General features: G+C 58.1%; 22 protein-coding genes. 5 read left to right on the top strand and 17 right to left on the bottom strand.

All coding sequences use genetic code 11. From position 1 onward, the window contains the following. Positions 1-224: 224 nt before the first annotated feature. Complete coding sequence (nadC, locus tag LC093_RS16345; RefSeq protein ID WP_226667360.1) at positions 225-1,094, top strand: carboxylating nicotinate-nucleotide diphosphorylase; 870 nt, start codon at positions 225-227, stop codon at positions 1,092-1,094. Here nadC and LC093_RS16340 read toward each other — a convergent pair. The 15 genes from LC093_RS16340 to LC093_RS16270 form a co-directional block, all read right to left on the bottom strand. After that, positions 1,091-2,179, bottom strand: a complete 1,089-nt coding sequence (locus LC093_RS16340) for a glycosyltransferase family 2 protein (RefSeq protein ID WP_226667359.1) — start codon at positions 2,177-2,179, stop codon at positions 1,091-1,093. The two genes, nadC and LC093_RS16340, sit on opposite strands and share 4 nt — an antisense overlap. Then, positions 2,176-2,601, bottom strand: coding sequence for a GtrA family protein (locus tag LC093_RS16335; protein WP_226667354.1), 426 nt, complete (start codon positions 2,599-2,601; stop codon positions 2,176-2,178). Before LC093_RS16335 ends, LC093_RS16340 begins: the two co-directional genes overlap by 4 nt. Next, complete coding sequence (locus LC093_RS16330; RefSeq protein WP_226667350.1) at positions 2,588-4,102, bottom strand: hypothetical protein; 1,515 nt, start codon at positions 4,100-4,102, stop codon at positions 2,588-2,590. The genes LC093_RS16335 and LC093_RS16330 overlap by 14 nt, the downstream gene beginning before the upstream one ends. An 83-nt stretch (positions 4,103-4,185) precedes the next feature. Continuing rightward, positions 4,186-5,559 carry an isoprenylcysteine carboxylmethyltransferase family protein gene (locus tag LC093_RS16325; RefSeq protein ID WP_226667347.1) on the bottom strand — a complete coding sequence of 458 codons (1,374 nt, stop codon included), beginning with the start codon at positions 5,557-5,559 and terminating at the stop codon, positions 4,186-4,188. 100 nt (positions 5,560-5,659) lie between these two features. Beyond that, positions 5,660-7,417, bottom strand: a complete 1,758-nt coding sequence (locus tag LC093_RS16320) for a glycosyl hydrolase family 18 protein (protein WP_226667346.1) — start codon at positions 7,415-7,417, stop codon at positions 5,660-5,662. A 466-nt stretch (positions 7,418-7,883) separates the two neighbouring features. Further along, complete coding sequence (locus tag LC093_RS16315; protein WP_226667345.1) at positions 7,884-8,735, bottom strand: sulfite exporter TauE/SafE family protein; 852 nt, start codon at positions 8,733-8,735, stop codon at positions 7,884-7,886. Beyond that, positions 8,736-8,957, bottom strand: coding sequence for a cbb3-type cytochrome oxidase assembly protein CcoS (gene ccoS / locus LC093_RS16310; RefSeq protein WP_226667341.1), 222 nt, complete (start codon positions 8,955-8,957; stop codon positions 8,736-8,738). Between the two features lie 18 nt (positions 8,958-8,975). Beyond that, positions 8,976-11,522 carry a heavy metal translocating P-type ATPase gene (locus tag LC093_RS16305; RefSeq protein ID WP_226667338.1) on the bottom strand — a complete coding sequence of 849 codons (2,547 nt, stop codon included), beginning with the start codon at positions 11,520-11,522 and terminating at the stop codon, positions 8,976-8,978. Then, positions 11,519-12,067, bottom strand: coding sequence for a FixH family protein (locus tag LC093_RS16300; RefSeq protein WP_226667337.1), 549 nt, complete (start codon positions 12,065-12,067; stop codon positions 11,519-11,521). The genes LC093_RS16305 and LC093_RS16300 overlap by 4 nt, the downstream gene beginning before the upstream one ends. A gap of 118 nt (positions 12,068-12,185) precedes the next feature. Next, positions 12,186-13,601, bottom strand: coding sequence for a cytochrome c oxidase accessory protein CcoG (gene ccoG, locus LC093_RS16295; protein ID WP_226667334.1), 1,416 nt, complete (start codon positions 13,599-13,601; stop codon positions 12,186-12,188). 185 nt (positions 13,602-13,786) lie between these two features. Next, entirely contained in the window at positions 13,787-14,695 is a 909-nt protein-coding gene (gene ccoP / locus LC093_RS16290; protein ID WP_226667329.1) for a cytochrome-c oxidase, cbb3-type subunit III, read from the bottom strand. Next, positions 14,692-14,916: a cbb3-type cytochrome oxidase subunit 3 gene (locus LC093_RS16285; protein WP_226667327.1), complete on the bottom strand. Its 225-nt coding sequence runs from the start codon at positions 14,914-14,916 to the stop codon at positions 14,692-14,694. Before LC093_RS16285 ends, ccoP begins: the two co-directional genes overlap by 4 nt. A 12-nt stretch (positions 14,917-14,928) precedes the next feature. Next, the gene (gene ccoO / locus LC093_RS16280; protein WP_226667322.1) at positions 14,929-15,546 is read right to left on the bottom strand and encodes a cytochrome-c oxidase, cbb3-type subunit II; all 618 of its coding nucleotides are present in this window, start codon (positions 15,544-15,546) and stop codon (positions 14,929-14,931) included. Between the two features lie 12 nt (positions 15,547-15,558). Beyond that, positions 15,559-17,019 carry a cytochrome-c oxidase, cbb3-type subunit I gene (gene ccoN / locus LC093_RS16275; RefSeq protein ID WP_226667319.1) on the bottom strand — a complete coding sequence of 487 codons (1,461 nt, stop codon included), beginning with the start codon at positions 17,017-17,019 and terminating at the stop codon, positions 15,559-15,561. Between the two features lie 144 nt (positions 17,020-17,163). After that, a complete protein-coding gene (locus LC093_RS16270; RefSeq protein ID WP_226667317.1) occupies positions 17,164-18,384 on the bottom strand; it encodes an argininosuccinate synthase in 1,221 nt (406 codons plus the stop codon). Between the two features lie 354 nt (positions 18,385-18,738). Between LC093_RS16270 and pyrC the strand changes: the two genes are divergently transcribed. The 4 genes from pyrC (at position 18,739) to LC093_RS16250 (ending at position 22,111) form a co-directional block, all read left to right on the top strand. Next, positions 18,739-19,770 carry a dihydroorotase gene (gene pyrC, locus LC093_RS16265; RefSeq protein WP_226667316.1) on the top strand — a complete coding sequence of 344 codons (1,032 nt, stop codon included), beginning with the start codon at positions 18,739-18,741 and terminating at the stop codon, positions 19,768-19,770. Positions 19,771-19,849: 79 nt separating this feature from the next. After that, complete coding sequence (gene rnt, locus LC093_RS16260) at positions 19,850-20,539, top strand: ribonuclease T (RefSeq protein ID WP_226667315.1); 690 nt, start codon at positions 19,850-19,852, stop codon at positions 20,537-20,539. Positions 20,540-20,713: 174 nt separating this feature from the next. Next, complete coding sequence (locus LC093_RS16255; RefSeq protein WP_226667314.1) at positions 20,714-21,676, top strand: alpha/beta hydrolase family esterase; 963 nt, start codon at positions 20,714-20,716, stop codon at positions 21,674-21,676. 237 nt (positions 21,677-21,913) lie between these two features. Further along, positions 21,914-22,111 (top strand): hypothetical protein, encoded by a 198-nt coding sequence (locus LC093_RS16250; protein ID WP_226667312.1) that lies wholly within the window; start codon positions 21,914-21,916, stop codon positions 22,109-22,111. A gap of 221 nt (positions 22,112-22,332) precedes the next feature. Here LC093_RS16250 and secF read toward each other — a convergent pair whose 3' ends face one another. Beyond that, entirely contained in the window at positions 22,333-23,334 is a 1,002-nt protein-coding gene (secF, locus tag LC093_RS16245) for a protein translocase subunit SecF (protein WP_226667311.1), read from the bottom strand. A gap of 10 nt (positions 23,335-23,344) precedes the next feature. Continuing rightward, entirely contained in the window at positions 23,345-25,213 is a 1,869-nt protein-coding gene (gene secD / locus LC093_RS16240) for a protein translocase subunit SecD (RefSeq protein WP_226667308.1), read from the bottom strand. Positions 25,214-25,232 lie beyond the last annotated feature (19 nt).

The raw sequence follows: 25,232 nt of genomic DNA, 5'->3' as shown, positions 1-25,232 counted from the left end.
TTGGTCAGTCACACGATTCTACGGACTCCCCCGCCAGGCACACAACTGGCACGATCGTTTTTGCGACAAAGGTCACAGCACCCCGGTAGAAACTGGCGACAAAGCTTTGAAAACTGCACTCGTCGATACGGTCACAGCTCTTTCGGACACCGCCAATCAGCTAACTTTGCTCTACCAACGCCCGAATTTGCTAGTATTGCCGCCCCAAAGATCGAGGCCAGCCCATGACGCCAGCAGAAACCCAAATCCCCAATCTGACCCAGGATATCGCCGACTCCGTCAGCCGCGCGCTGGCCGAAGACGTGGGCGACGGCGACATCACCGCACAGCTGATTCCTGCCGAGCGCCAGGCTAGGGCAAGAGTAATCACTCGGGAAGACTGTACTTTCTGTGGCAAAGCCTGGGTACAAGAAGTATTTCGGCAGCTGGATCCTCAGCTTGAGATTACCTGGCACGTCGCAGACGGAGACCACGTAAGTGCAAACAGCACGCTCTTTGAGCTCAGCGGCAACGCGCGCACAATTTTGACCGGCGAGCGCTGTGCGCTGAATTTTGTGCAGACGTTATCCGGCACCGCCACCACCGCAGCCCAATTTGCCGCACTGGCGGAGGGCACCGAGGTGAAGATTCTGGATACCCGGAAGACCATTCCCGGCCTGCGCACAGCGCAAAAATATGCAGTGCTCTGCGGCGGTTGCCACAACCACCGTATCGGACTCTACGATGCCTTCCTCATCAAGGAAAACCACATTGCCGCGGCCGGCGGCATCCAGAACGCCATCACCCAGGCGCACACTATCAAGCCCGGCGCACTGGTAGAGGTGGAAGTGGAAACCCTGGATGAGCTGAAACAGGCGCTGGAAGGCGGTGCAGATGTCATCATGCTGGACGAATTCAGCGACGCGGACACCAAAACGGCACTGGAAATGGCAAACGGCAAGGCGAAGATCGAGATCTCCGGCAGCGTGGATGCCGCCCGCCTGCAGCAGCTGTCGACACTGTCCGTGGACTACATTTCGTCCGGCGCGCTGACCAAACACCTGCGTGCCATTGACCTGTCGTTGCGACTGGACTCAGACCCGAAGCCCGCTTAAGTCACCTTCCCCGGGCCGCTCTCTTCGCGAGCGACGCGCCGTATACCCGAACCCGCTGAGCCCACGGGCCTTTTTGCCGCAGGCTCAGCGGAATCCCCGATCACTTCCCGCAAGTGGTAGCGCGGGCGCCGTTTCACTTCTTCGTATATTTTCCCAAGGTATTCGCCGATCACCCCCAGGCACAGCAGCTGTACACTGCCAATAAACAGTACCGGAACCATGATCGATGCCCAACCGGGCACCACACTACCGGAAAACAGTTTTACAAAAAGTACCCAGGCAATCAGCACGAGTGACAGGCCTCCGGTCAGTAAGCCCGTTAACGTAATCGCGCGCAGCGGCGCTATCGAGAACGCGGTGACACCTTTCCAGGCCAATGACAGCATGCGGCGCAGCGGGTATTTGCTATCGCCGGCAAGCCGGGGTCTTCGAGAATACTCTACAGTAGTGGACCGGAACCCGAGTTCCCGCACCATGCCGCGCAAAAACAGGTTGGTTTCCGGGTATTGCAGGAGGGTATCCACGGCACGTCGGGACATAAGACGAAAGTCTGCATGGTTGAACACCAGATCCACCCCGAGCCGCTGCATCAACCAGTAATACCCCTCCGCAGTCAGACGCTTGAACAGCGTATCGCTGACACGCTCGTTACGTACCCCGTAGACAATTTCATGCCCTGCCTGATAAGCCTCGATCATACCGGCAATGTTTTCCGGGCCGTCCTGCAGATCGGCGTCGATACTGACAACCACCTCCTCAACGGTCTGACCCAGCCCGGCATAAAGCGCATTCTGGTGCCCCCGGTTGCGCGACAGCGCCACCGCAACAATTCTGCGATCCTCCATCGCCATGCGCTCCAGCATGGGCCAGGTGGCATCCCGACTACCGTCGTCGACAAAATAAATGCGGGATTCCATGCCGATTGCCCCGGCATCCCGCAAAGCTTCCAGTGTCGCAATCAACTCCGCGCGAGTAGCCTCAAGCACCGCCTCCTCGTTGTAGCAGGGAACCACGATTGCCAGTGTTGGCGCTGCGGGCAAGTTGACGGATGAAAGGTGACTTGAAGCCGGATCAATCTGGTTCATTCGGGCGCCCGGTATATCCAGAGTTTATGCAGGAGAAAATTGAAAACGACCGTAACTGCCGTTGCGCATACCTGAGCCACGAGGTAATGCATATATGGCAACAGAACGCTGAAACACGCCGTATTCAGGAGCAGACCACACAACACTACGACTATGAATTTAGGCAGTGCCTGGCGATGCCTGGCAGACTCATGGCCAGCAAAGGTGAAGTAATAATTCAGGCTGTAGTTGGCCAGGGAGGCGAGACAGTACGCCGTAACCGCCGCCGGAACTTCCGGTATCCCCAGCAACTCAATCATTATCACCAGCAACAGATACTGCACTGCCGTGGCAGCACCGCCGGCGAGAAGGAATTTCAACATCTGGGACAAGGGGCCGCGATAAGCGGCCCCTGCGCCTGCCGCACCGTCAGACCGGAACATCTTCTTTCAACCTGTCAGGCTTGCCCGGGGTTTCTGGTATGCCGTCACCATCGCCAGTTTCACCGCCAGCGTAGCGCTCGGAGATCGCAGGCGGCGATATCGCTACCGCTCCGGCTTCCACGACTACCGGCACCGTGTCGGCCACACTGGACACTTTCCCGCCAACGAGTGCACGCCGACGACGCACGGCCAGCAGCAGCGCCACCTGTACCAGCATCATCCCTTCCGCCGGCTTCCGGTAGCGGCCTTCATTGACCGCAATAGGCAACAGCCCTTGCACGATAAACCAGGTCGCAATCAGCGCCGGCAACATACGCTGCCCTTTCAGCCTTCGCCAATAAAACACGGTCGCGACCAATAGCATCAGAGCCAACGGTCCCCAGACCCAGCGAAGGTGGTGCGCGACCCACTCCAGCGGCCGTTCGCGATTATTGTCCGGCCAGGAAGAGCCAAAGAACAGGTAGATCAGGTTCTCACCTGTAAGCGAGGCGTAGCGAGCCGGTGTCAGCGGGTACTCCTGGATCGCCCGCTGCCAGTCAGCGCCACCGTTTGCAATGTCAATGCTTGCCGAAACGCGACCGCTGCGATCCGTAGTCCAGTCAGAGAAAGGGACAAAGGGTTTTTCACCGGTGGAAGGTGAACCAAACCAGTAATTCCACTCCGCACCATCATTGAGGTATTGGATGTGGACCTCCCGCTTTCCCGAACGCATATACAAAGCGACCAGCTGCCCGATACCGTGCGGTGAAACCATATTCATTACCGCGTAACTGCGATACGCGAGTGGTCCGAGTGCCAGCGCCAGCAACGCGAAGCTGTATCCGGCCTTGGCGACCTTTTGCGGCTGTACCAGCCACAGCCAGGTTGTAATGACCGCGGCAAGCGGTATGGCAATACCGCGGGTGAGCCCTGCCAGCACCCACAACGCCACCATCACCAGAAAACTGGCCATGGTCTGCTTCCGTCGGCAGCGCCAGCTGGCATACAACGCCGCACCCAGTAGCGGTAGCAGCAGGGTTTCTTGCATGAAATACGCGTAAATGGTGATCCAGGATGGCAGGACTGACAACACAGCCCAGACCGCGGTCGCCGGCAGGCGCCCGGGCAACAGCTCCCGCGCAAACCGATACCAGACCCAGGGGGTAAGACAGGAAAGCAACGCGGTATATAGCGCAACCAGTAGCGGTTCGCCGAGCGTTAATTTGCCGAGTATGGCGATATAGACCTGATACAACACCGGATCAGTGAGCGACATGGGATCCCGGCGCAACACCTCAGTGCCCTGCTCCCAGTGCCGCTGTGTATCGCTCCAGATATGGTCGACCGGGTTATAAACAAAAATGTGTTCAACCCGCAGCCAGACACCTACAAGTACAAGCAAATAGCAGATCGCATAGCAGGCCGTTCGGCGATCAAGCCGAATCCCGCGGGTGTCAAAATACGATGCACACCAGTGTTGCAGCCCAACCCACGGCTGCCCCTGTACTACTTTCAACATCATTATTTTCAAATTGTTATCACCCGGTTTCCGGCAGCGGGCCCTTCCTGGCTAGCCCCAGCCGCACAAGTTACCGGGTGTGATGATCACGAAGCCGCAGGCTTGTAAGCACTCCCTGATTCTGGCGGCAGGTCTGTGGCGGAAGGGCTTTCGCCTGCCACATTAAACAGACGCCCGCGGCCGAATTTCAGCACCGGAATCCAGCGTCCTATAAAAGCAAAAAGTCCCCGCGCCTCAATGTATCTGGCGTAAGCCACATAGTCCGGGTCCCAGGACAGGTGGCGCTCTTCTGTACGCGCTCGCATGAAGTACACGAAGTTCACAAGTAATAGCAGCATTGAATGCCTGAGAGCCTCACTTCCGCTGGCACTCACCATAAATGGCATTGAAATCATCCACCACGACAGGTTTTTACTGATATAAGCCGGATGCTTGGTAAAGCGGTAAGGCCCGTTGGTAAGAATGCCACGATGGGTCAGGTTCGAGAAGCGGATACCAAACGGGATACTCGCCCATACATAAATGGCGATCAGCAACAGAATCAAGGTACCCCAGATGCCATACATCAGCGGGGTGTTCCAGAACCAGAAGCCCCAGGCTGGGCCCTGGTCGTATTTGAGGTAGGTACCGGAGAACATGCTCCAGAACGGCTGGTAGCTGATCAGAGCCACCCCCCAGCCCAGAAAGCTCGGCTCGGCGGTGCGGATATGGGAGTCGAACAGGCGCAGGGTACACACATAGCCCACGGTGACGAACAGCAGATCAATATAAAACAGAAAATTGAAAGTGAAATCGAACACGGCTTTAAAACTGCCGAACAGGCGGGCGAAGTCGAAGTTCAGCAGCGTGTTCAGGTTATTGCCCATGTACACAAACATCAGCGGCAGGAAAAACAGTTTTACCAGCCACCCCAGGTACAGCTGCCCGACCGCACGGCCAGATACCTCTTTCCTGTTGCCGAGTAACAGGCTGCCCAGTTGCCAGTAGGCGTCCCGCGGTCGCAGCATGGCGCCGTCGATCAGGTAAAAATACGGGATTGCCAGCAGTAGCCACCAGGGCAGTATGGCGCGCACTACGGCAAAGTAGTTGTCGTAAAAGGATCCGTGGTATTCCGGAAACAACCAATAGACAAAGGCCACAGAGCCCACAGCCAGGTAGAATCCGAGGAGCTTGACCGCGGTACGGCGCAGGCTGTGATTGCGACGCCGGAAATCCAACCCTGCAGACGGGTTGCGGTAGGGTTTAAGAAACAGCCACTCCAGCACAATGATGGGAAGCGCCAGGGCCACGCAGGCCACCACCAGGCTCGTTGTGCGAACGGCCAGATCCTGACCGTATTCCCGCAGCCAGACAACGGCCAACAGTGAAATCGACAGGGCAATCAGGTTTATCGTGATGCTGGTTGGGGCTTTCGGGCACTCGATGGGTTGAGCCGCCGCAGCCTTCGTTATTTTTTTCATGGTACTGCCGGTATCCGGTCTATTCACTAACCAAGACGTAACAGGGGGGCACAAGGCCCCCCTGCCGGGCTCCCCAAAGGGAGCTGTCAGGTTGTTAAAGTTACTGGTTATTGTGCATCGCTTCAATCAGTTCGCCGCCGGTGGTATCGCCAGACAGCTCCCAGAAGAAGGAACCGCCCAGGTTTTGATCGGCGATGTACTGCATCTTGCCCGCAATGGTGGACGGGGTGTCATAGCTCCACCAGTTGCTGCCACAGTGTGCGTACGCGGTGCCCGCCATAACGCCAGTGACCGGGCAGGTGTTGCGCAATACCTTGTAGTCTTCGATGCCGGCTTCATAGGTACCCTGTGCAGCACCAGTGGCAGAACCGCCCGGTGCAGACTGGGTTACCCCGGTCCAGCCGCGACCGTAGAACCCAATACCCAGATTCAGCTTGCTCGCAGGAATCCCTTTGTTTTTCAACGCCTGAATCGCATTATCCGAATAGAAGCCTTCGATCGGAATGCCGCTGTAGCTCGTCAGCGGTGAATGCGGTGCGGTGGGACCGGTTTTCTCCCAGGCGCCGAAGAAGTCGTATGTCATTACATTGTAGAAATCGACATACTGCGCCGCACCGGCATAGTCCGCGGCATCGATCTTGCCACCGGCATTGCCATCGGCCGTGATCGCTGCAGTGACCAGGTCGTTACCGAAGCGTGCGCGCACTGCGGACATCAGGTTCGACAGGGACGAGAAGCCGCTGCTGTCACAGGTCAGGCCGCACGCATTGGGGTATTCCCAGTCCAGATCGATACCATCAAAGACCCCTTCCCAGCGCGCATCGTGCACCAACTGATAACAGGACTCGGCGAACGCTTCCGGGTTGGCCGCCGCCTGACCGAAGCCACCGGACCAGGTCCAGCCGCCAAAGGACCACAACACTTTGATATGCGGGTACATTTGCTTGAGCTTACGCAGCTGGTTGAAGGAGCCACGCAGGGCGCCGTTGTCCCAGGTATCGGCCTGGCCATCCACACTTTCACCGGCGCCGTAGAACCGGTCGTAATCCGCGTAGGCATCGCCGATGGTACAACGACCATTCTGCACGTTACCGAACGCATAATAGATGTGGGTAAGCTTCTCAGCGGAGCCGCTGGTGACGATGTTCTTCACATGATAATTGCGGCCGTAAACGCCCCAGTTCACAAAGTAACCACCGAGGCGCTCGCCACCACTGCTGGAACCGCCGCTGGATCCACCGCTACTACTGGTACTGCCACCGCTGGAGCCACCACTGCTGGTGCTACCACCGCTAGAGCCGCCGCTGGATGAACTGGAGCCGCCACCGGTGCACTGGCTGATCAGCTTCCAAACCCCGTACTCGCCAGCCTGTGCCGGGTCGTCCCCCTGGGTCCACCATTTTGCTTCGTATTCGCTCCCCTGGTGCTGCACCCGATCACCACCGTGGTACACGTCGTTTGCGCTCCACACGGTGACGTCACCACAGTCTTCCGAACCACCGGAGCTGCCGCCGGAAGAAGACGTGCTACCAGAAGACGAACCGCTGGAGGTGGAACCGCCAGAACTGGAAGTGGAACCACCGGAACTGGAAGATGAGCTTGAGCCATCACAAGCACCCAGGTCACTCCAGGCTTCAGTCCAGGCCCAACCTTCGCCCGGTGCGTAAGCGCCACCCTGACCACACCAGCCAGCAACATCACACTGGTAGGCAACAGAACCGTTCTGGACAATATCGCCGTTGCTGTACGCCGAGCCGTCCACATACTCCTGGACGCCGCCACAATCGTAGGCCGCGGCATGTCCGCTGATCATTGCGAGCAGCAGTGCCGCCCCCGACAGAGACTGCATTTTATTCATGGTTATCCTCGTTATTGTTAATGTGCCTCGAATTTCGCCGGACTGAAATTCCGGCGCTCTTTTCCGTAGCCGTACTTCCCCGTCGACTGCTCGGACCAGCCACGCCAAGAGATGTACAAAGGAATGGAGGAACAGGCCAACCCACTCAGACAGCGCTGTCATAAAAATTTGATAACGCTGTCATTTGCACTCTGCCAAGATACAAGGAATCCCATCCTCGCACGGGGAAATAGGTGGCGAGAAATCACGCAGAATCCTCAAAAATACGACAAATTCGGTGACAGCGGGGTTTTCAGCGCCGAACGGCATCGAATTCAACTTTGAGGCGGGTTTTGCGACACCCTATTGAGGCCAATGCCTGCGGGCGGTTTGAGCGGGTCAGATGAAGGCTGACAGAGGGAAAAGACGACAACTCATTAGCGGGGAAAGGCTGGCCTCCCCCGCTCAACATTTCGGCAATACAGGTTCAGTGGTGATGATCAGCCGGATGATGATCTTCAGCTGACGGTTCAGATTCCGGGCTTACGTGACCCCTGTGGACTTCGCCGGGCTCCGGGTCAGGGCTGTGATGCCCGTGATGAGCAGGTAAATGCTCGTGTGGCGACTGACCCGGGATCATTTCATGCTGCTCACCAGTGTGGTTTTGATGGCCTGAATGGGCCAGCCCACCCCACAGGGTCCAGAGGCCAAACAACAGTACCAGCAGCGCCATCAAAAGACGAACGCCGGGCTTTCGCACCACCGCCCGCAATTGTGCAGCCGCAGCGCCCGTCGCGAGCACAGCGGGCACGGTACCCAGGCCAAACGCCAGCATGGCGAGCATGGCATTGGTGCCACTGCCCTGAGCCAGGGCAAAGGTCAGGGCGCTGTAGACCAGCCCGCACGGCAACCAACCCCAAAGCGCACCCAGCGCCACTGCCTGCGGTGTGGTTTGCACCGGCAGCAATGTCCGCGACACAGGTTGCAGGTACTGCCAGAAAAACCGGCCGCCCCGCTCCAACCACACCAGGCCTCGCCACCAGTCCGCCAGGTAGAGCGCCATAGCGACCAGCATCAGGCCGGCCACCACACGCAGCGGTGCCAGCGTTGCCGCCAGGTCTTTGGCCACAAAAGCACCGAGAGTGCCCACCAGAAAACCCATCAGGGCATAACTTGTCACGCGACCGGCCGAATAACCAATCAGCCGTGACCATACCGGCTTCTGCCCCGGAACTGCCATGCCGAGTGCGCCGGATATACCGCCACACATACCAATGCAGTGGCTACTGCCCAGAAAGCCGATCGCCAGTGCCGCGGCCAGAAACCCCCACTGCTCCACTTAGCGATCCCCGCTTTCGGATGGCTCATCATCCCGCGCGGCGGTATCACTTTTCGCTGGACCGGAAGATCGCGGGCTCTCATGCTCATCATCGAACAGGATGCGGCGCCCCTCAGTCTCCAGATCGTCATACTGCCCGCTATTGACCGCCCAGAAGAAGAATTTCACCGCCAGTACGATAAAAACGATAACAATGGGGACCAGCAGAAAAATACTGTCCACGATTTCACCTCGAAAAGATTAAGCTGTAGCGGTCGATGGCGCCGGGTCAGATTTATCAGTGGCTACCGGCTGCCAGCGAGAAAGGCGCAAGGCGTTTACCACGACAATCAGCGAACTCATGGACATACCAACCGCCGCCGCCCACGGGGGCACTAGCCCCATAAAAGCCAGCGGCAGCGCGAGCAGGTTGTAGAGAATCGCCCAGCCCAAGTTCTGGCGAATAATTGTGCGACACTTGCGCGCCAATGCAAAGGCCCGCGGCAGCGCCTGCAGGTCACCCTGCAAAAGAATGGCATCCGCGCGCGATTGCGCCAGATCCGCCGCGGTCATCATCGCCACGGAAACATCCGCACCGGAAAGTACCGGCACGTCATTAATGCCGTCACCGACCATCATCAGGCGTTCACCCCGGGACTGGGCTTCCTGCACCTGCGCCAGTTTTTGCTCTGGCGCCGCGCCGCTGGTGTGGCGCTGTATTCCGGTAAGCGCCGCCAAACGGGCCACTTCCGACGATTGGTCGCCGCTCAGCAACTCAGCATCCAGTCCCTGTACCTGCAAGTCCGCGACCGCGGCGCTGGCAGAATCACGTACAGCATCCCCCAGACCCAGCCACGCTATGGCGCCACCGGTATCGGCCAACAGTAACCACTGCCCGCGCTCCTGCGGCTGGGCAACGGCGCCTCGCTCCACCGTCTCGCCGGCGGCCAGCTCAAGTACAAAATCCTCACGCCCCAACCGGTAGGAAATGCCGTCAATTTCCCCTTCCACGCCACGACCGGTAACAGCCCGTAACGCGCTCGCGCGCAAATTGCCAAACCAGGGGCGGAATGCCCGGGCCAGCGGATGGCTATTGCGCGCCTCAAGCGCCGCCGCGAGATCCCGCGCGCGATCTTCGCTTACCCCGTCTCGCATCAGCTGTATCTGCTGTAACCGCGGTTCGCCTTCGGTCAGGGTACCGGTCTTATCAAACACCACCCGGGTGATGTTCGGCAGTGCTTCCAGCACGTGGCCACGAGCCACGAGAAGACCCAGCTCCTGCAGGCGCAACGTAGCCGCCGCGAGTGCCGCCGGGGTCGCCAGAGACAACGCACAGGGACAGGTCACTACCAATACGGACAGCGCCACCCAGAAGGCATCCTCTGGGGATCGCTGCCACCAAAAGGCAAAGGCAGCCACAGAAACAAACAATACGACGGCGACAAATCGCCCGGCGATCCGGTCGGCAAATGCCACCTGGGTAGGCTTTTCCAGTTGCGCAGATTCCACCAGTCGTTCAATCGCCGACAGGCGGGTATTTCCCCCGGAAGCGGTTACCGTCACCACCAGCGAGGAATCCCCGTTGACGCTGCCAGCAAAAACCTGGCTGCCAACGGATTTCTGCTGCAGCGCGGATTCCCCGCTTAGTAGAGACTCATCAACGCCACTTTCACCGTCAACGACTTCACCATCAGCCGGCACCGTATCCCCCGGCCGCAACAGTATGTGGTCACCCACACACAGCGCGCCAACCGGCACGGATTCCACCTCGGCATCGCCAGCTGAGGATGCCTCCCCACCCTGCCCCCGCAAACGCAGCGCGGCCAAGGGTAACAACTGGGCCAGGCCGCCACTGGCAAGCCCGGCCCGGTGTCGCGCACGCATTTCTACCGCACGCCCCAGCAGCAGGAAGAAGGTAAACATGGAAACCGATTCAAAATAGACCTCGCCGGTGCCGAATACAGTCGCGTAAACACTGGCCCCATAGGCCAGACCGATCGCCAGCGATACCGGCACATCCATGGTCAGATGTCTGGAACGCAGCGCGCGTAATGCGGCGGCGAAAAACGGCTGAGCGGCGTAGCAGACGACCGGGGTCGCAACGATGAGGGAAACCCAGCGGAAGAACTGCTCGAATTGCGCTTCAATCCCTTTGCTCGCGCCAAAGTACAGGGCAATGGCAAACATCATCACTTGCATGGTACCCAGGCCGGCTACCCCCAGGCGGCGCATTGCCGCACGCCGTTCCTGCTGAATCAGCTGCTCGCTGTTGGCAGCCGTCGCGGCTGCAGGGCGATAACCGACTTCCGCGAGCGCTGCGAACAGCTCACTCACTTTTATGCTTTCAGGGGAAAACAATACCTGTGCGCGCTGGGTACTGGCGTTCACCGACACTTTAAGTACGCCCGCAAGCTGAGCCAGGTGCTTTTCAATCAACCACACGCAAGCTGCGCAGGTGATACCGCCAACCAGCAGACTGGCGATGCGATGCCCTGCCCCTTCATTGTGGCCGTCGGCGTCGCGCACGAAGGCAGCCTGCACTTCCGGCAGGTCGTAGGCACCCCAGCGGTCGTTGACAGACTCGCCGTCAGGGCGTTCGTTACTGCGCTCGCGGTAGCGGTAAAAATTGTCGAGTCCACCGGCAACAATCGCGCCCGCCACGGCCTCACAGCCGGGACAACACATGGCGCGCTCGGCACCGTCAATATGCACCGAATACTGGCTACCGGATGCTACCGGTAGCCCGCAGTGGAAACAGTCGCCGGCGGAAGATGCCGGGCTTGGAGAATTATCGGTTGTAGCGGTCATTGCGCAGCGGGGTTAAGCGGCGCTCCATTGCCGAGATTGAAGTTGATTTCACCTTTCAGGCGCCACTCGGCTTTCTCACTGTGATTGGGATCCAGCGCGGGGGAAAGCTGCAGGTACCAGCGATGCTCAAGCGTCTTTGCAAGGGTGCCGCGATAACGGCCAGCGGCGAGTTTTTCCAGCATGATATGCGTATCCATATCTGACTCCACCGGATGGCTCATGGTCAGTAACAGCTGTTCCGGGAAATCAATATCGCCACGCAAATCCAGCGTCAGCGTTTTCTCCGCCGGATCCACCAGCACAAAGCCAGCCAGATTCAAGGCCGCGGCGCGCTGGTCCTGATGCGCGACAAAATGATACATACGGCTGTCTTTGTAGTAGGTATCACTTACCGTGTCATCGCCAAAGCGCACGGCAATGGAAACCATCAACGCCGACATGATCACTACGAGAATCAGCGGTGCCATCACCAGCCAAAACCAGGGCTCGCGGTAAAACGGACGCTCATTACTGTTGGGGTTCTGACTCACCTGAACACTCACCATGATCTGTTTCTGCCTGAAAAGCACTGTTCTCTATCAACGCAAAGCGGCGCTGCCGTTGAGCGCCGCCTGCGGGACGTATGGATTCAGCCTGAATAGGGCCGGATCGCCGGTCAGGGGATCACTTGGGCCCAATAAATACCGTGCGGTGCCGGTCTTCCAGCTCCGGGGCATCCTTGGCTCGGATCACGATATCAATATCGTGTTTGGATTCCTGCAACTGTTCCTGTGGCACGCTGACCCGAATGGGTACCGAGTACACCTCTCCCGGCGTAACGGTAATGCCACGCTGCATACGCAGGGAATAGTCGTACCCTTCCTTGCCCTCGACCCGCACTTCAAACTCGTGGGGCTTCTGGTCCATATTGTTGATCTTTACGGTGTACACGTTCTGCACCATGCCCTGGGACAGTCGGTACATGCGCGCTCCGCGATCCCGCAGAACCTCGGCCTGTACCGGGGTGCGGGTCGCCACCTGCTGGACGAACAACCCGACCATCACCAGCATCACCAGAGCGTAACCAAACAGCCGCGGGCGGGCGTAGTTGGTCTTGCCGGTTTCCAGCTCGTCTTCCGAAGTGAAGCGGATAAGACCCCGGGGGTACTGCATCTTGTCCATGACGCTGTTGCAGGCATCGACACACAAACCGCAGTTGATGCACTCGTATTGCATACCGTCGCGGATATCAATATCCACCGGACAGACCTGAACGCACCAGTAACAGTCGATACAGTCGCCCATGCCCTCGGCCTTGTAGTCCACGCCTTTTTTGCGCGGACCGCGGGCCTCGCCGCGGCGGGCGTCATAGTACACCGCGAGCGTATCCTTGTCGTACATAACCGACTGGAAGCGCGCGTAGGGACACATGTATTTGCATACCTGCTCACGCAGGAAGCCGGCATTCATGTAAGTGGCAAAGGTAAAGAAAGCGACCCAGAACACCCCCTGCGGATGCGCAGTGAAGGTAGCGAGATCAACGACCAGATCGCGAATACCGTAAAAATATCCGACAAATGCCAACGCAGTCGCCAGGGCAATCATGAACCAGATCAGGTGCGTTCCCGCCTTGCGCAGGACCTTTTCAGGCCCCCAGGGCGCAGCATCCAGCTTCATGCGCTTGGCCCTATCCCCCTGGCATACACGCTCCCCCCACATAAACATCATGGTCCATACCGTTTGCGGGCAGGTAAAGCCACACCAGACCCGGCCCAGCCAGGTGGTAATCGCAAACAGGGCAAACGCGGAAATAATCAGCAGCCACGCCAGCAGGAAGCCATCTTGAGGACCAAAGGTGGCCCAGAGAATATGGAACTTGCGCGCCGGCAGGTCGAAGTGCACCGCCTGGTGACCGCCGATATTGATCCAGGGGATAAAGAAAAAGGCCAGCAGCAACGGCAAGCCGGTGTACTTGCGAATGCGGGTGTAGACGCCACGAATATGGCGGGTATAGATCTTGTCTTCAGACTCGTAGAGCATGCGGTAGCGGACTTCGCCATCGCCTTCCTGCTCTTCGCGGGTTGGAATTCTATCGCTCACAAAACCTCACTTGCCCGAAATTATATGGTCGGGTCGGCTGATGCAGTGACATGCAATGAGGCTTGTTATTCTTCCCTGCGGTGCCCTTCCCGGCATCCCGCCTGAAGCCCCCAAAAAACGGGGAGCCCAGGCGGTGCAATCCTTCAATCAGTACCAGATCCAGCGGTACTTTTGTTCAGCAGCAATTACTGCTGAACTTCATCCTGGCGAGACAGGCTGTAGACATAAGCCGCTACCAGGCGGATTTTGTCTTCGCGCAGCTTGTCTTTCTGAGCCGGCATCTGGTTGCTACGGCCACCGCGAATGGTGTGCTGGATCTCTTCACGGCTGCTGCCGTAGAGCCAGATATTGTCGGTCAGGTTCGGAGCGCCGAGGGCCTGGTTACCCTTGCCGTCCGCGCCGTGACACGCCATACACACGGTACCGAAGACCTTCTGGCCTTTCGCGGCCATCGCAGCATCGTGCTCCAGGCCGTTCATGCTCAGAACGTATTCCGCGGTATTCTTCACGCCTTCTTCGCCGATGACCGGACCTTGCGGGGGCATCATGCCCTGACGGCCGTTGTGCAGGGTCTCCAGAATTTTCTCCGGAGTACCGCCGTACAGCCAGTCGCTGTCGGTCAGGTTCGGGAAGCCGTAGTTACCACCACCGTCAGCTCCGTGACACACGGAGCAGTTGTTGGCAAAAATCCGTGCACCCATTTTCAGGGCTTCGCGGTTCTCGGCAATTTTTTCAATCGGCAGATCCACATACTGACCGAAAGTTTCCTTAAAGTCTGCCTGCGCCTTGGCCTGATCGGCCTTCAGTGCACCCACGGAGCTCCAGCCACCGAATCCTTTGAAGTTACCCAGACCCGGGTAAATCGCCAGATAGGCCGCGGAGAAGATCAGCGTCAGAATGAAAAGTAGGAACCACCACTTGGGCAGCGGGTTGTCGTACTCTTCAATGCCGTCATAAACGTGACCGGTTGTGCGGTTCTCCGGATCATCCTGGTCGCTGACCGCAACCTTGCGGTTGGCGAACAAAACCCACGTTACCAGTGCGAGATTGGTAAGGGTGAGCACAATTACCCATACACTCCAGAATGTACTCATTTTTCCTGCCCCTGTTCCTGTTTGGCTCCGCCTTCGTCGGCGGAGTGGGAGTCACCCTTGCGGGCATCCTCTTCAATTGATTCCTGTTCATCGGCAAACGGCAGTTTTGCATCCTCTTCGAAGCGCTTTTTGCGCTTCGGAGAGAAGGCCCACCAGCAGATCGCGAGGAACGCTATCGCTCCAAGGACTACACCGATTTGCCGCAATACATTGATATCCACGCGATACCCGCCTTAACGTTTCTGCTGAACCAGAATGCCGAGCTGCTGCAGGTACGCCACCAGCGCGTCGATCTCGGTTACCCGGCCACCCACGAAAGGCTTGCTCGCATTGGCAATATCTTCGTCGGTGTAGGGAACACCTGCGATACGCATCGCACGCATTTTGTCTGCAGTGTGCTCACCGGTAATCACGTTGTCGAACAACCAGGGGTACGAGGGCATGATGGACTCAGGCACCACGTTGCGCGGGTTGTACAGGTGCGCGCGGTGCCACTCATCGGAGTAGCGGCCGCCCACACGGGCCAGATCCGGGCCAGTACGCTTGGAGCCCCACAGGAACGGGTGCTCGTAAACATATTCCTGAGCCATGGAGTAGTGGCCGTAACGCTCTACTTCTGCACGCAGCGGGCGAATCATCTGCGTATGGCACACGTGGCAGCCTTCGCGGATGTAGATATCGCGCCCTTCAAGCACAATCGAGGGGAGTGGCTTAAGCCCGGCGATAGGCTCATTGTTGTCCTTCAGGAAAAGCTGAGGAACGATTTCCACCAGTGCGCCAAAGCTGATCGCGACGACGATCAACACGATCATCAACCCGATGTTCTTTTCTACGATGTCATGATTCTTCACGATTCGTTCCCCTTATGCTGACTTCGCGGCCGGCAGATGTTCATCGTGACGCACCTCATCTTCACTCGGCTCGTCGGTAATGGTGCGGAATACGTTGTATGCCATCAGGAACATACCGCTCAGGAACAGGGCGCCGCCCAGCCAGCGCACCACGTAACCCGGGTGGCTCGCAATCACACTTTCCACGAAGCTGTACGTCAGAGTGCCGTCAGCATTGAATGCACGCCACATCAGGCCCTGGGTAATACCGTTGACCCACATGGAGGCGATGTACAGAACAGTACCGATGGTCGCAAGCCAGAAGTGCGCATTGATCAGTTTCACGCTGAACATCTGTCTGCGATTCCACAGCACCGGCACCAAATGATACAGGGCACCGATGGAAATCATCGCAACCCAGCCGAGAGCACCGGAGTGCACGTGACCAACAGTCCAGTCAGTGTTGTGGGACAGCGCGTTCACGGTCTTGATAGACATCATCGGGCCTTCGAAGGTAGACATACCATAGAAGGACAGGGATACCACCAGGAAGCGCAGGGTCGGGTCGGTACGCAGTTTGTGCCAGGCACCGGACAGCGTCATGATGCCGTTGATCATGCCACCCCAGGACGGCGCCAGCAGGATCACAGACATGACCATCGCCAGGCTCTGGGTCCAGTCGGGCAGTGCCGAGTAATGCAGGTGGTGACCGCCAGCCCATACATAGATGGAGATCAGCGCCCAGAAGTGCACGATGGATAGCTGGTAGGAATAAACCGGGCGCCCAGCCTGCTTCGGCACGAAGTAGTACATGATGCCCAGGAAGGCCGCAGTCAGGAAGAAGCCCACCGCATTGTGGCCGTACCACCACTGAACCATCGCATCTGCAGTACCGGCGAAGATCGAGTAGGACTTGAATGCGCTAACCGGCACCGCCAGGCTGTTAATGATATGCAGCGCCGCAACGGTGATGATGTACGCACCGAAGAACCAGTTCGCTACATAAATGTGGGAAGTGCGACGCTTGACGATGGTACCGAAGAACACAAACGCATAAGCCACCCAGATCAGCGCGATCAGGACGTCCAGCGGCCACTCCAGCTCGGCATACTCCTTACTGGAAGTAAGGCCCATGGGCAAAGTAATTGCCGCGCCTATAATAACGACCTGCCAACCCCAGAAAGTAAACGGAATCAGCCAGCCACCCCAGAGGCGTGTTTGACAGGTCCGCTGCACCACATAGTAAGAGGTGGCAAACAGCACGCTACCACCGAACGCGAAGATTACCGCGTTGGTGTGCAGGGGCCGCAGGCGGCCGAAGTGAGTGAAGGGCTGCCAGATGTCGTTCAGTGCCGGCCACGCCAATTGCGCGGCGATCAGCACACCAACACCCATGCCAACAATGCCCCAGACCACCGACATGATGGTGAACTGGCGCACAATGTTGTAGTCATAGTCCGGCAACTTGCCGGTCTCTGCCACCGTTGTCGTCATTGTGTAACTTCCGTTGCTTTTTAAGATTCGTTTCCGTCAAACGCGCGAGAACTTGCCGACAATGTAGCGGCTTCCCCCTTCACGGTAGACCGGGCAGGTACCGAAGCGACGATTTAAACGCATCAATCGCCGCTTCAGACTGATTTAGATCAAGTCCCGACCCTTGCCCGCCGCAATGCGCAGGCGGAGTGCGTTCAACTTGATGAAGCCTTCGGCGTCTTTCTGGTTATAGGCACCGGCATCATCTTCAAAAGTGGCAATACGCTCGTCAAACAGGCTGTCGGCTGAGCGACGACCCACTGCACTTACGCTGCCTTTATACAGCTTCAGACGCACTTCCCCATTCACGACGGACTGGGATTCATCAATTGCAGCCTGTAGCATCTGGCGCTCCGGAGACCACCAGTAACCGTTGTAGATCAGCTTCGCGTAGCGCGGCATCAGCTCATCTTTCAAATGTGCCACTTCGCGGTCGAGGGTAATGGACTCGATTGCACGGTGGGCTTTCATCAGAATGGTGCCACCGGGTGTTTCATAACAACCGCGGGACTTCATCCCTACGTAGCGGTTCTCGACGATGTCCAGACGGCCAATACCGTTGGCACCACCAAGCTTGTTCAGTTTTTCCAGCAGAGTGGCCGGGCTCATACGCTCGCCGTCAATCGCGACGGGATCGCCCTTTTCAAACTGCAGGGTAATGTAGGTGGGCGTATCGGGCGCCGCTTCCGGACTAACGCTCCAGCGCCACATATCTTCTTCGGCTTCTGCCCAGGGCTCTTCCAGAACACCGCCTTCATAAGAGATGTGCAGCAGGTTCGCATCCATGGAGTACGGAGATTTTTTCTTCTTGTTGGAAAAATCCACCGGGATGTTGTGCTGCTCGCAGTACTCCATCAGTTTTTCGCGGGAATTGAGATCCCACTCACGCCAGGGCGCAATCACCTGAATGCCCGGCTTCAGCGCGTAAGCGCCGAGCTCGAAACGCACCTGGTCGTTGCCTTTGCCGGTCGCACCATGGGAGATCGCATCCGCGCCGGTTTCGTTAGCGATCTCGATCAGACGCTTGGCGATCAGCGGGCGCGCAATGGAGGTACCCAGCAGGTACTCGCCTTCATAGATGGTGTTGGCGCGGAACATCGGGAATACGAAATCCCGCACGAACTCCTCGCGCAGGTCATCGATGTAGATCTCTTTCACCCCAAGAGCCTGGGCCTTGGCACGTGCCGGCTCCACTTCCTCACCCTGACCGATGTCGGCGGTAAAAGTAACCACCTCGCAGTTGTAGGTATCCTGAAGCCAGCGCACGATCACAGAAGTGTCGAGACCACCGGAATACGCTAATACCACCTTTTCGATCTTGCTCATTACTATCCTCTGTATATAGGGAGTAAGCCGTTAGCTGGACGTGACAGTTTCAATCAGCGCTGTAAACGCTACTGACACACGCCACCAACAAAATGGCTCGATGCGGGGGAGATTATTATTGAAAGAGTACCCACGAACGGCGGCTAGCCCGCCTTTTTCGGGGCGCGATTGTAGCGCCTCGAAACCGATACGACTAGCACCACCGTTTCAGCCGTAAAAGTAATCGATCTAACTGATTACTTTATATCCAAACTGCCGGTTTGAGAGACATTTGCCGCAGTTTTCGCATTTTTTTGGCGCATCAGGTAGGATCGGCGCCGCGATCGATCCGCCTGTAATTATTCGGTGAACACTATGCAGCAAATCACCCTTCGTGCTCCTGACGACTGGCACATCCACCTGCGTGACGGCGAGGCCCTGCCCCGCACGGTCGGCGATGCCGCGCTTCAATTCCGCCGCGCCATCGTCATGCCCAACCTGGTACCACCCGTGGTAAACGCGGCAGACGCCGTCGCCTACCAGACACGTATTGCAGCGGCCGTGCCCGAAGGTGCGGACTTTACCCCGCTGATGGTGATCTACCTGACCGACAAAACCTCACCGGAAGTGGTGCGCGAAGCGCATGCCGCCGGCGTGGTCGCCGCCAAACTCTACCCGGCCGGCGCCACCACCAACTCGGATTCCGGCGTTACCGATATCGCTAACATCTACCCTGCCCTGGAAGCGATGCAGGAATGCGGCATGAAACTGCTTCTGCACGGGGAGGTAACCACCAGCGACATCGATATCTTCGATCGCGAAAAGGTCTTTATCGATAACATTCTCGGCCCCGTAGTGGATGACTTCCCACAGTTGAAAATCGTACTTGAGCACATCACAACGGCCCACGCCGCCGAGTTTGTCGCCAATGCGCGGGATGGCGTCGCCGCCACGATCACGGCCCACCACCTGCTGTACAACCGCAACCACATGCTGGTGGGCGGTATCCGTCCACATTACTACTGCCTGCCGATCCTAAAGCGCGGCGATCACCAGAATGCCCTGATAGAAGCCGCCACCAGCGGCAGCCCCAAGTTCTTCCTGGGCACGGATTCTGCTCCGCATGCACAGGGCAAAAAGGAAGCCGCCTGTGGCTGCGCCGGCTGTTACACGGCATTCAGCGCCATCGAACTCTACGCGGAAGCCTTCGAGCGCGCAGGCAAACTGGATAAACTTGAGGGCTTTGCCAGCGAATTCGGCCCGGACTTTTACGGCCTGCCCCGCAATAGCGGTACTATTACCCTGGCAAAAGACCCCTGGACCCTGCCCTCCGGCCTGCCGATGGGCAGGGAATCGCTGATCCCGCTCAACGCGGGCGAAACCCTGAACTGGCGTGTTGTGCGCTGACGGCGAGCAATAAGCGCCGGCTTCCGGCGCAACGCAGCAACCGAACCGAAAAGCAGTTAAATTCGATCAAGGAAACTCCGTGACTCCCGCAGAAGAACCCACTGGCCCCAAGAGCTTACTGGCACAAAGATTCCGAGGGTTTTTGCCCATCGTGCTGGACCTCGAAAGCGGTGGGTTTAACGCCCGCACCGATGCCCTGCTGGAAATTTCAGCCGTCATCCTGAACATGGATGACAATGGCGTCCTGTATCCGGAAGAAACCCACAGCTTCCATATCGAACCTTTCGAGGGTGCCAATATTGAGCAGTCCGCACTGGACTTCATCGGCATCGACCTGGAATCGCCCGACCGGGACGCATGGCCCGAGGAAATCGCCCTGCCGGAGATGTTCCGCAAGATCCGCCAGGCGATAAAGGCCCACAGCTGCACCCGCGCCATCATGGTGGCACATAACGCACACTTTGATCTCGGCTTCGTCAATGCCGCCGTGGAACGCTGCGGCATCAAGCGCAACCCGTTCCACCCGTTCTCCTGCTTCGACACCGCAACACTCGCCGGGCTTGCCTATGGCCAGACCGTTCTGGCAAAGGCCTGCCAGACCGCAGGAATCGAATTCGACAACAGCAGTGCCCACTCCGCGGAATACGACGCGGAAAAGACGGCTGAACTCTTCTGCGGCATCGTCAACAAGTGGCAAACTCTCGGCGGCTGGCCCCTGGCCACCGACACCGACACCGACACCGACACCGACACCGACACCGCATCCTGACGCCCCAGGGTGCCTATAAACACCCTCTCCCCAGCGTAGAGACGACACCCTGCCGCCGTGCCCTTGTCACGGCGGGATTTCCACACCCGCGATCTACGACCAAAGTCTGATTCCCCACCATCACACGCCCCTCTACGCTGGATACGCTAAAAACAACAACCCTGGTGGTACGTGATGATAAGCCCCAACCAATTTTCCCGTGCCTGCAGGCACCTCCTGACCGGTCTCCTCACCACAACGATGATTGGCGCTGCCAGTGCCCAGGCCGGCAGCTGGGAACAGAATCTGGCCAGCAGCGGCTTCAGCAAGGTACACATCTACACGCCGGACAGCCGCTCCAGTATCGGTGATGGTTACGCACTGATGATCCTGCTCCACGGCTGCGTACAACCCATCGACAATTATCTTGGCGCAAACCTGGAAGCTGCTGCGGAAGAACTCGGCATGGTCATTGCTGTACCGGACGCCGAGCACAAGGCGGGATACAACTGCTGGGCCTACTGGGAAGACAAGCGTGACCGGGCACATGGCGACTACCAGCTGCTGGTGCAATTGGCGCAAACGCTGGCGGCCGAACCAGCCCGGGACATCGACCCGGCCCAGGTCTATATTGCCGGCCTCTCTTCTGGCGCAACCTTTGCCCACACCACCGCCTGCCTGGCCCCGGACGTTTTCGCCGGTGCAGCAGCCAGTGCCGGCCCCAGTATCGGCACCAGCCCAGCCGGCGCTCTCGGCAACTGCGAAATCGCCGATGTCGCACAGCGCTGCGCAGACTACTCCGGCGACTACCGGGAGCACCTCAACACCCAGATCTTCGCAGTCGCCCATGGCAGTAAAGACAACGTCGTCGATGCCTGCTATCTGGAACAGAACGCCACAGGCATGGCAAACCTCTATGGCGTAAGGCGCCTCCAGGGCACTGAAATCCTGCGGGAGGGCAACGCCATTGCCGAGCTCACCCAATGGCAGGACGGGCGCGTCGGTATGCTCACCCTTGAGGGCGTTGGCCACAGCTGGTCCGGCGGCTCCGGCGCAAGTGGCCAATACATCGACGCCAATGGGGTAAACCTGGCTCGCCAGCTGGGCCGCTTCTTCCAGCAGCACAACCTCCGCGTGGCGAGTAAAGCTGTCGAGTAAATACGGCGGCGCCGCCCAACAGCACCGGAAACCCAGCAGTCCGGCCAGGTATCGAAGCGGGCCGGAACGGGTAGGGCGGAGACATTTACGCCCCATTATCACCGCTGACACCTCACTCCGTTTCAGGCCCGACGCCAATCAGGGCAATGACAGCAATAGACCCAACAAACCAATGGGTGATTTTTTGCACAACTTGTTGTAGAATGCGCGATTCACGCATAAAAATTGGACATAATTGTGGCTAAGAAAGCTTCTAGCGCTTCCAAGCGCGCCAAGGAAACCGCGGCTCCGGAATCTCGCGAATCCATTGAAGCCCAGGTACAGGCGTTCCTCGCCGGTGGCGGCAAGATCGAACAGGTACCCAAAGGTGTCAGCGGCCAGACCAATACCTCCGGCCCACGCCATATCACGCTGGGCAAAAAGCCCCGCAGCTGAGGTCCAGCCTGCGCAATCCTTGCGCAGGTGATCCCGCTTTAAAACTGACTCTCCCAGCCATACCGGGCAAATGCCGCATCGGTTCTCCGTGTACGCCCGCCCCTGCCAATACTGAAATATCAATCAGTGCGATGCGAAGCCAGCACAAAACAGGCGCGCATAAAAAAAGGCGGGTGAACCCGCCTTTTTTACACCTGCCTTCAATGTCAGTCGAATCCCGATCAGGGCATCTCGTCCAGCTCGGCGCCTTCTTTCACCGGCGGCATCAGGTCTTCTTTGGAAACCTTCAGGGCCATCAGTGCGTTAATCGCAACGTAGACGGATGAGTAGGTACCAACAACCACGCCCACAATCAGTGCCAGCGAGAAATTGTGAATCAGCTCGCCACCGAAGAACTGCAGAGCCCACAACACCAGCAAAGTGGTGAACGAGGTCATAAAGGTTCGGCCCAGCGTCTGACTGATGGAGATATTCATAATCTCCTCCGTATCCGCCTTACGCACCCGGCGAAAGTTTTCCCGCACCCGGTCGTATACCACGATCGTGTCGTTGATCGAGTAACCGATTACCGCAAGCACCGCCGCCAGCACCGTAAGGTCAAAGTCGAGCTTAAACAGGGCAAAGAAGCCAAGCACGATGATCACGTCATGGATCAACGCCACAACCGCACCCACAGAGAACTTGTACTGGAAACGCAGCGCCACGTAAGCCATCACTACGGCCAACGCGAACAGCATGCCGAGGCCGCCATCATCGCGCAGCTCTTCACCCACCTGTGGGCCAACCATTTCCACCCGGCGCAAATCAATGCGGCCGTCTGTACCCTTGCGCAGCTCACCCACAACGTTGTCGCCGATGGACTGTGAAGCCTCTTCATCCCGCGCGCTGCGCTGGGTCATAGACTCAGTGACTTCCGGCGGCAATTTGATCAGCAGCTCGTTATCCGAACCGAAACGCACCACGGAAGCGCCCTTGAAACCGGCGGCATCCAGTTGGTTGCGTACGTCTTCCAGCTTCGGTGCATTCTGGTAACCCACTTCAATCTGGGTACCACCGGTAAAGTCCAGGCCCAGCTTCAGGCCGTTCATGGCCAGCGCACCGATGGACAAAGCTACCAACACAACAGACAACACGGCTGCCAGCTTGCGCCAGCGCATGAAATCGTACACGCGCTTGCCCATATACTCGGTGATACGGCCGTTTTCTTCTTTGGTCTCTTTCATCACCGGCTCCTTAAATCCACAGCTTCTGTACACGGCGGTTGCCGTAGAACAAGTTAATCAACGCGCGGGTTCCCATGATGGCACTGAACATGGAGGTCAGGATGCCGATAGACAGGGTTACCGCAAAGCCCTGTACCGGGCCGGAACCGATGGCGTAGAGAATCACCGCTACGATCAGCGTGGTGATGTTCGCATCCACAATCGCACTGTAAGCGTTGTCGAAACCGGCACTAATGGCCGATTGTGGCGGCATGCCATTGCGCAACTCCTCCCTTATTCGCGAGAAGATCAACACATTCGCATCCACCGCCATACCGATGGTCAGAACCATACCGGCAATACCCGGCAGAGTCAGCGTTGCACCCAGGATGGACATGACCGCCACCAGCAGCACCAGGTTTACCGCCAGTGCGATATTCGCCGCAAGGCCGAAGACCCGGTAAAACAGCAGCATACAGATCACAACGGCCAGCAGGCCAATCTGTACCGAGGTCACACCCACTTTAATATTATCGGCACCCAAAGACGGGCCGATCACGCGCTCTTCGACGAAATACATCGGCGCAGCCAGGGCACCGGCACGCAACAGCAGGGACAGTTCCTGGGCTTCTGCGGCCTCCAGGCCGGTAGTGCGGAATGTCTTGCCGAGCGGACTCTGCACTGTCGCAAGGCTGATGATTTTCTTGTCATCGACGCGCTTCTGCACGATGACTTCGTTGCCGTTTTCGTCGACGCTCTTCTCCGGCAGGAAACGGCTTTCGATAAACAGGGTTCCCATGCGGCGACCGACATTTTTCCAGGTCGCACGGTGCATCATTTCACCACCGCGGGAGTCCAGGGTGATGTTTACCTGTGGCATGCCGTTTTCGTCGTAGCCAACGCGTGCATTGGTCACACGCTCACCGGTGATGATCACCTTGCGCTCCAGCCAGGCACCACCGAAAGCGGCACGCTCGCGCTCGTCGCGATATTCGAAGTATTCCTTATTGGTCACCAGCGCATCCGGCTTGGCTTCCATACGGAACTCAAGATTCGCTGTCTTACCGATAATACGCTTGGCTTCCGCAGTGTCCTGCACGCCCGGCAGCTCCACCACGATGCGATTGCGGCCCTGGCGCTGGACGATCGGCTCGGCAACCCCCAGCTCGTTCACCCGGTTACGCAGGGTCGTCAGGTTCTGGGAGACGGCATAGTCTTCCAGCTGCTTGATTTCCTGCTCGTTCAGGGTCGCACGCACTTCGAGGTTCGCACCGCTGCCAGCCTCCTGCAGCACCAGTTTGTTCGGGAACTCTTTGCGCAGCGTTCTTACCGCCAGGTCGCGCAGCTCTTCGTCGCGGAAACGGGCAACGATCTCGCGATCATCCACCAGGTCCACACTGCGATAGCGGGCCTTGGCCTCGCGCAGCTTGGACTTAACTTCCGCGGCGTAGCCTTCCATATTGGTTTTGACGATAGAGTTGGTATCCACTTCCATCAGGAAGTGCACACCGCCCGCCAGATCGAGGCCAAGCTTCATGGGACTGGCGCCCATATTCATCAGCCACTCGGGCGTGGTCGGTGCCAGGTTCAGGGCCACCACATACTCGCTGTGACCGAGGGCCTCCTGAATGGCGCGCTTGGCGGGAAGCTGCTCTTCAATGGATTTCAGGCGCAGCAGTACAGACTTGTCCTGTACCTCACCGCCAAAGTAATCAATACCTGCTTCAGACAGGGCTTTTTCCGCCCGGTTAAGGACTCCCTGATCGATTTTGAGGGCGCTTGATTGGCCTGAGATCTGAACTGCCGGATCCGGTCGGTAAAGATTGGGGGCTGCGTAGAGCAGACCCAGACCGGTAATGATCAGGATCAGGAGATATTTCCAGAGGGGAAAGCGATTCATGCTGTACTCAATTGTTGGA

Source organism: Microbulbifer aggregans (assembly GCF_020524005.1).
GTDB classification, from domain to species: Bacteria; Pseudomonadota; Gammaproteobacteria; order Pseudomonadales; family Cellvibrionaceae; genus Microbulbifer; species Microbulbifer aggregans_A.
Note: the sequence above shows the minus strand (reverse complement) of the source record. Positions and strands in the feature narration are given on the sequence as shown.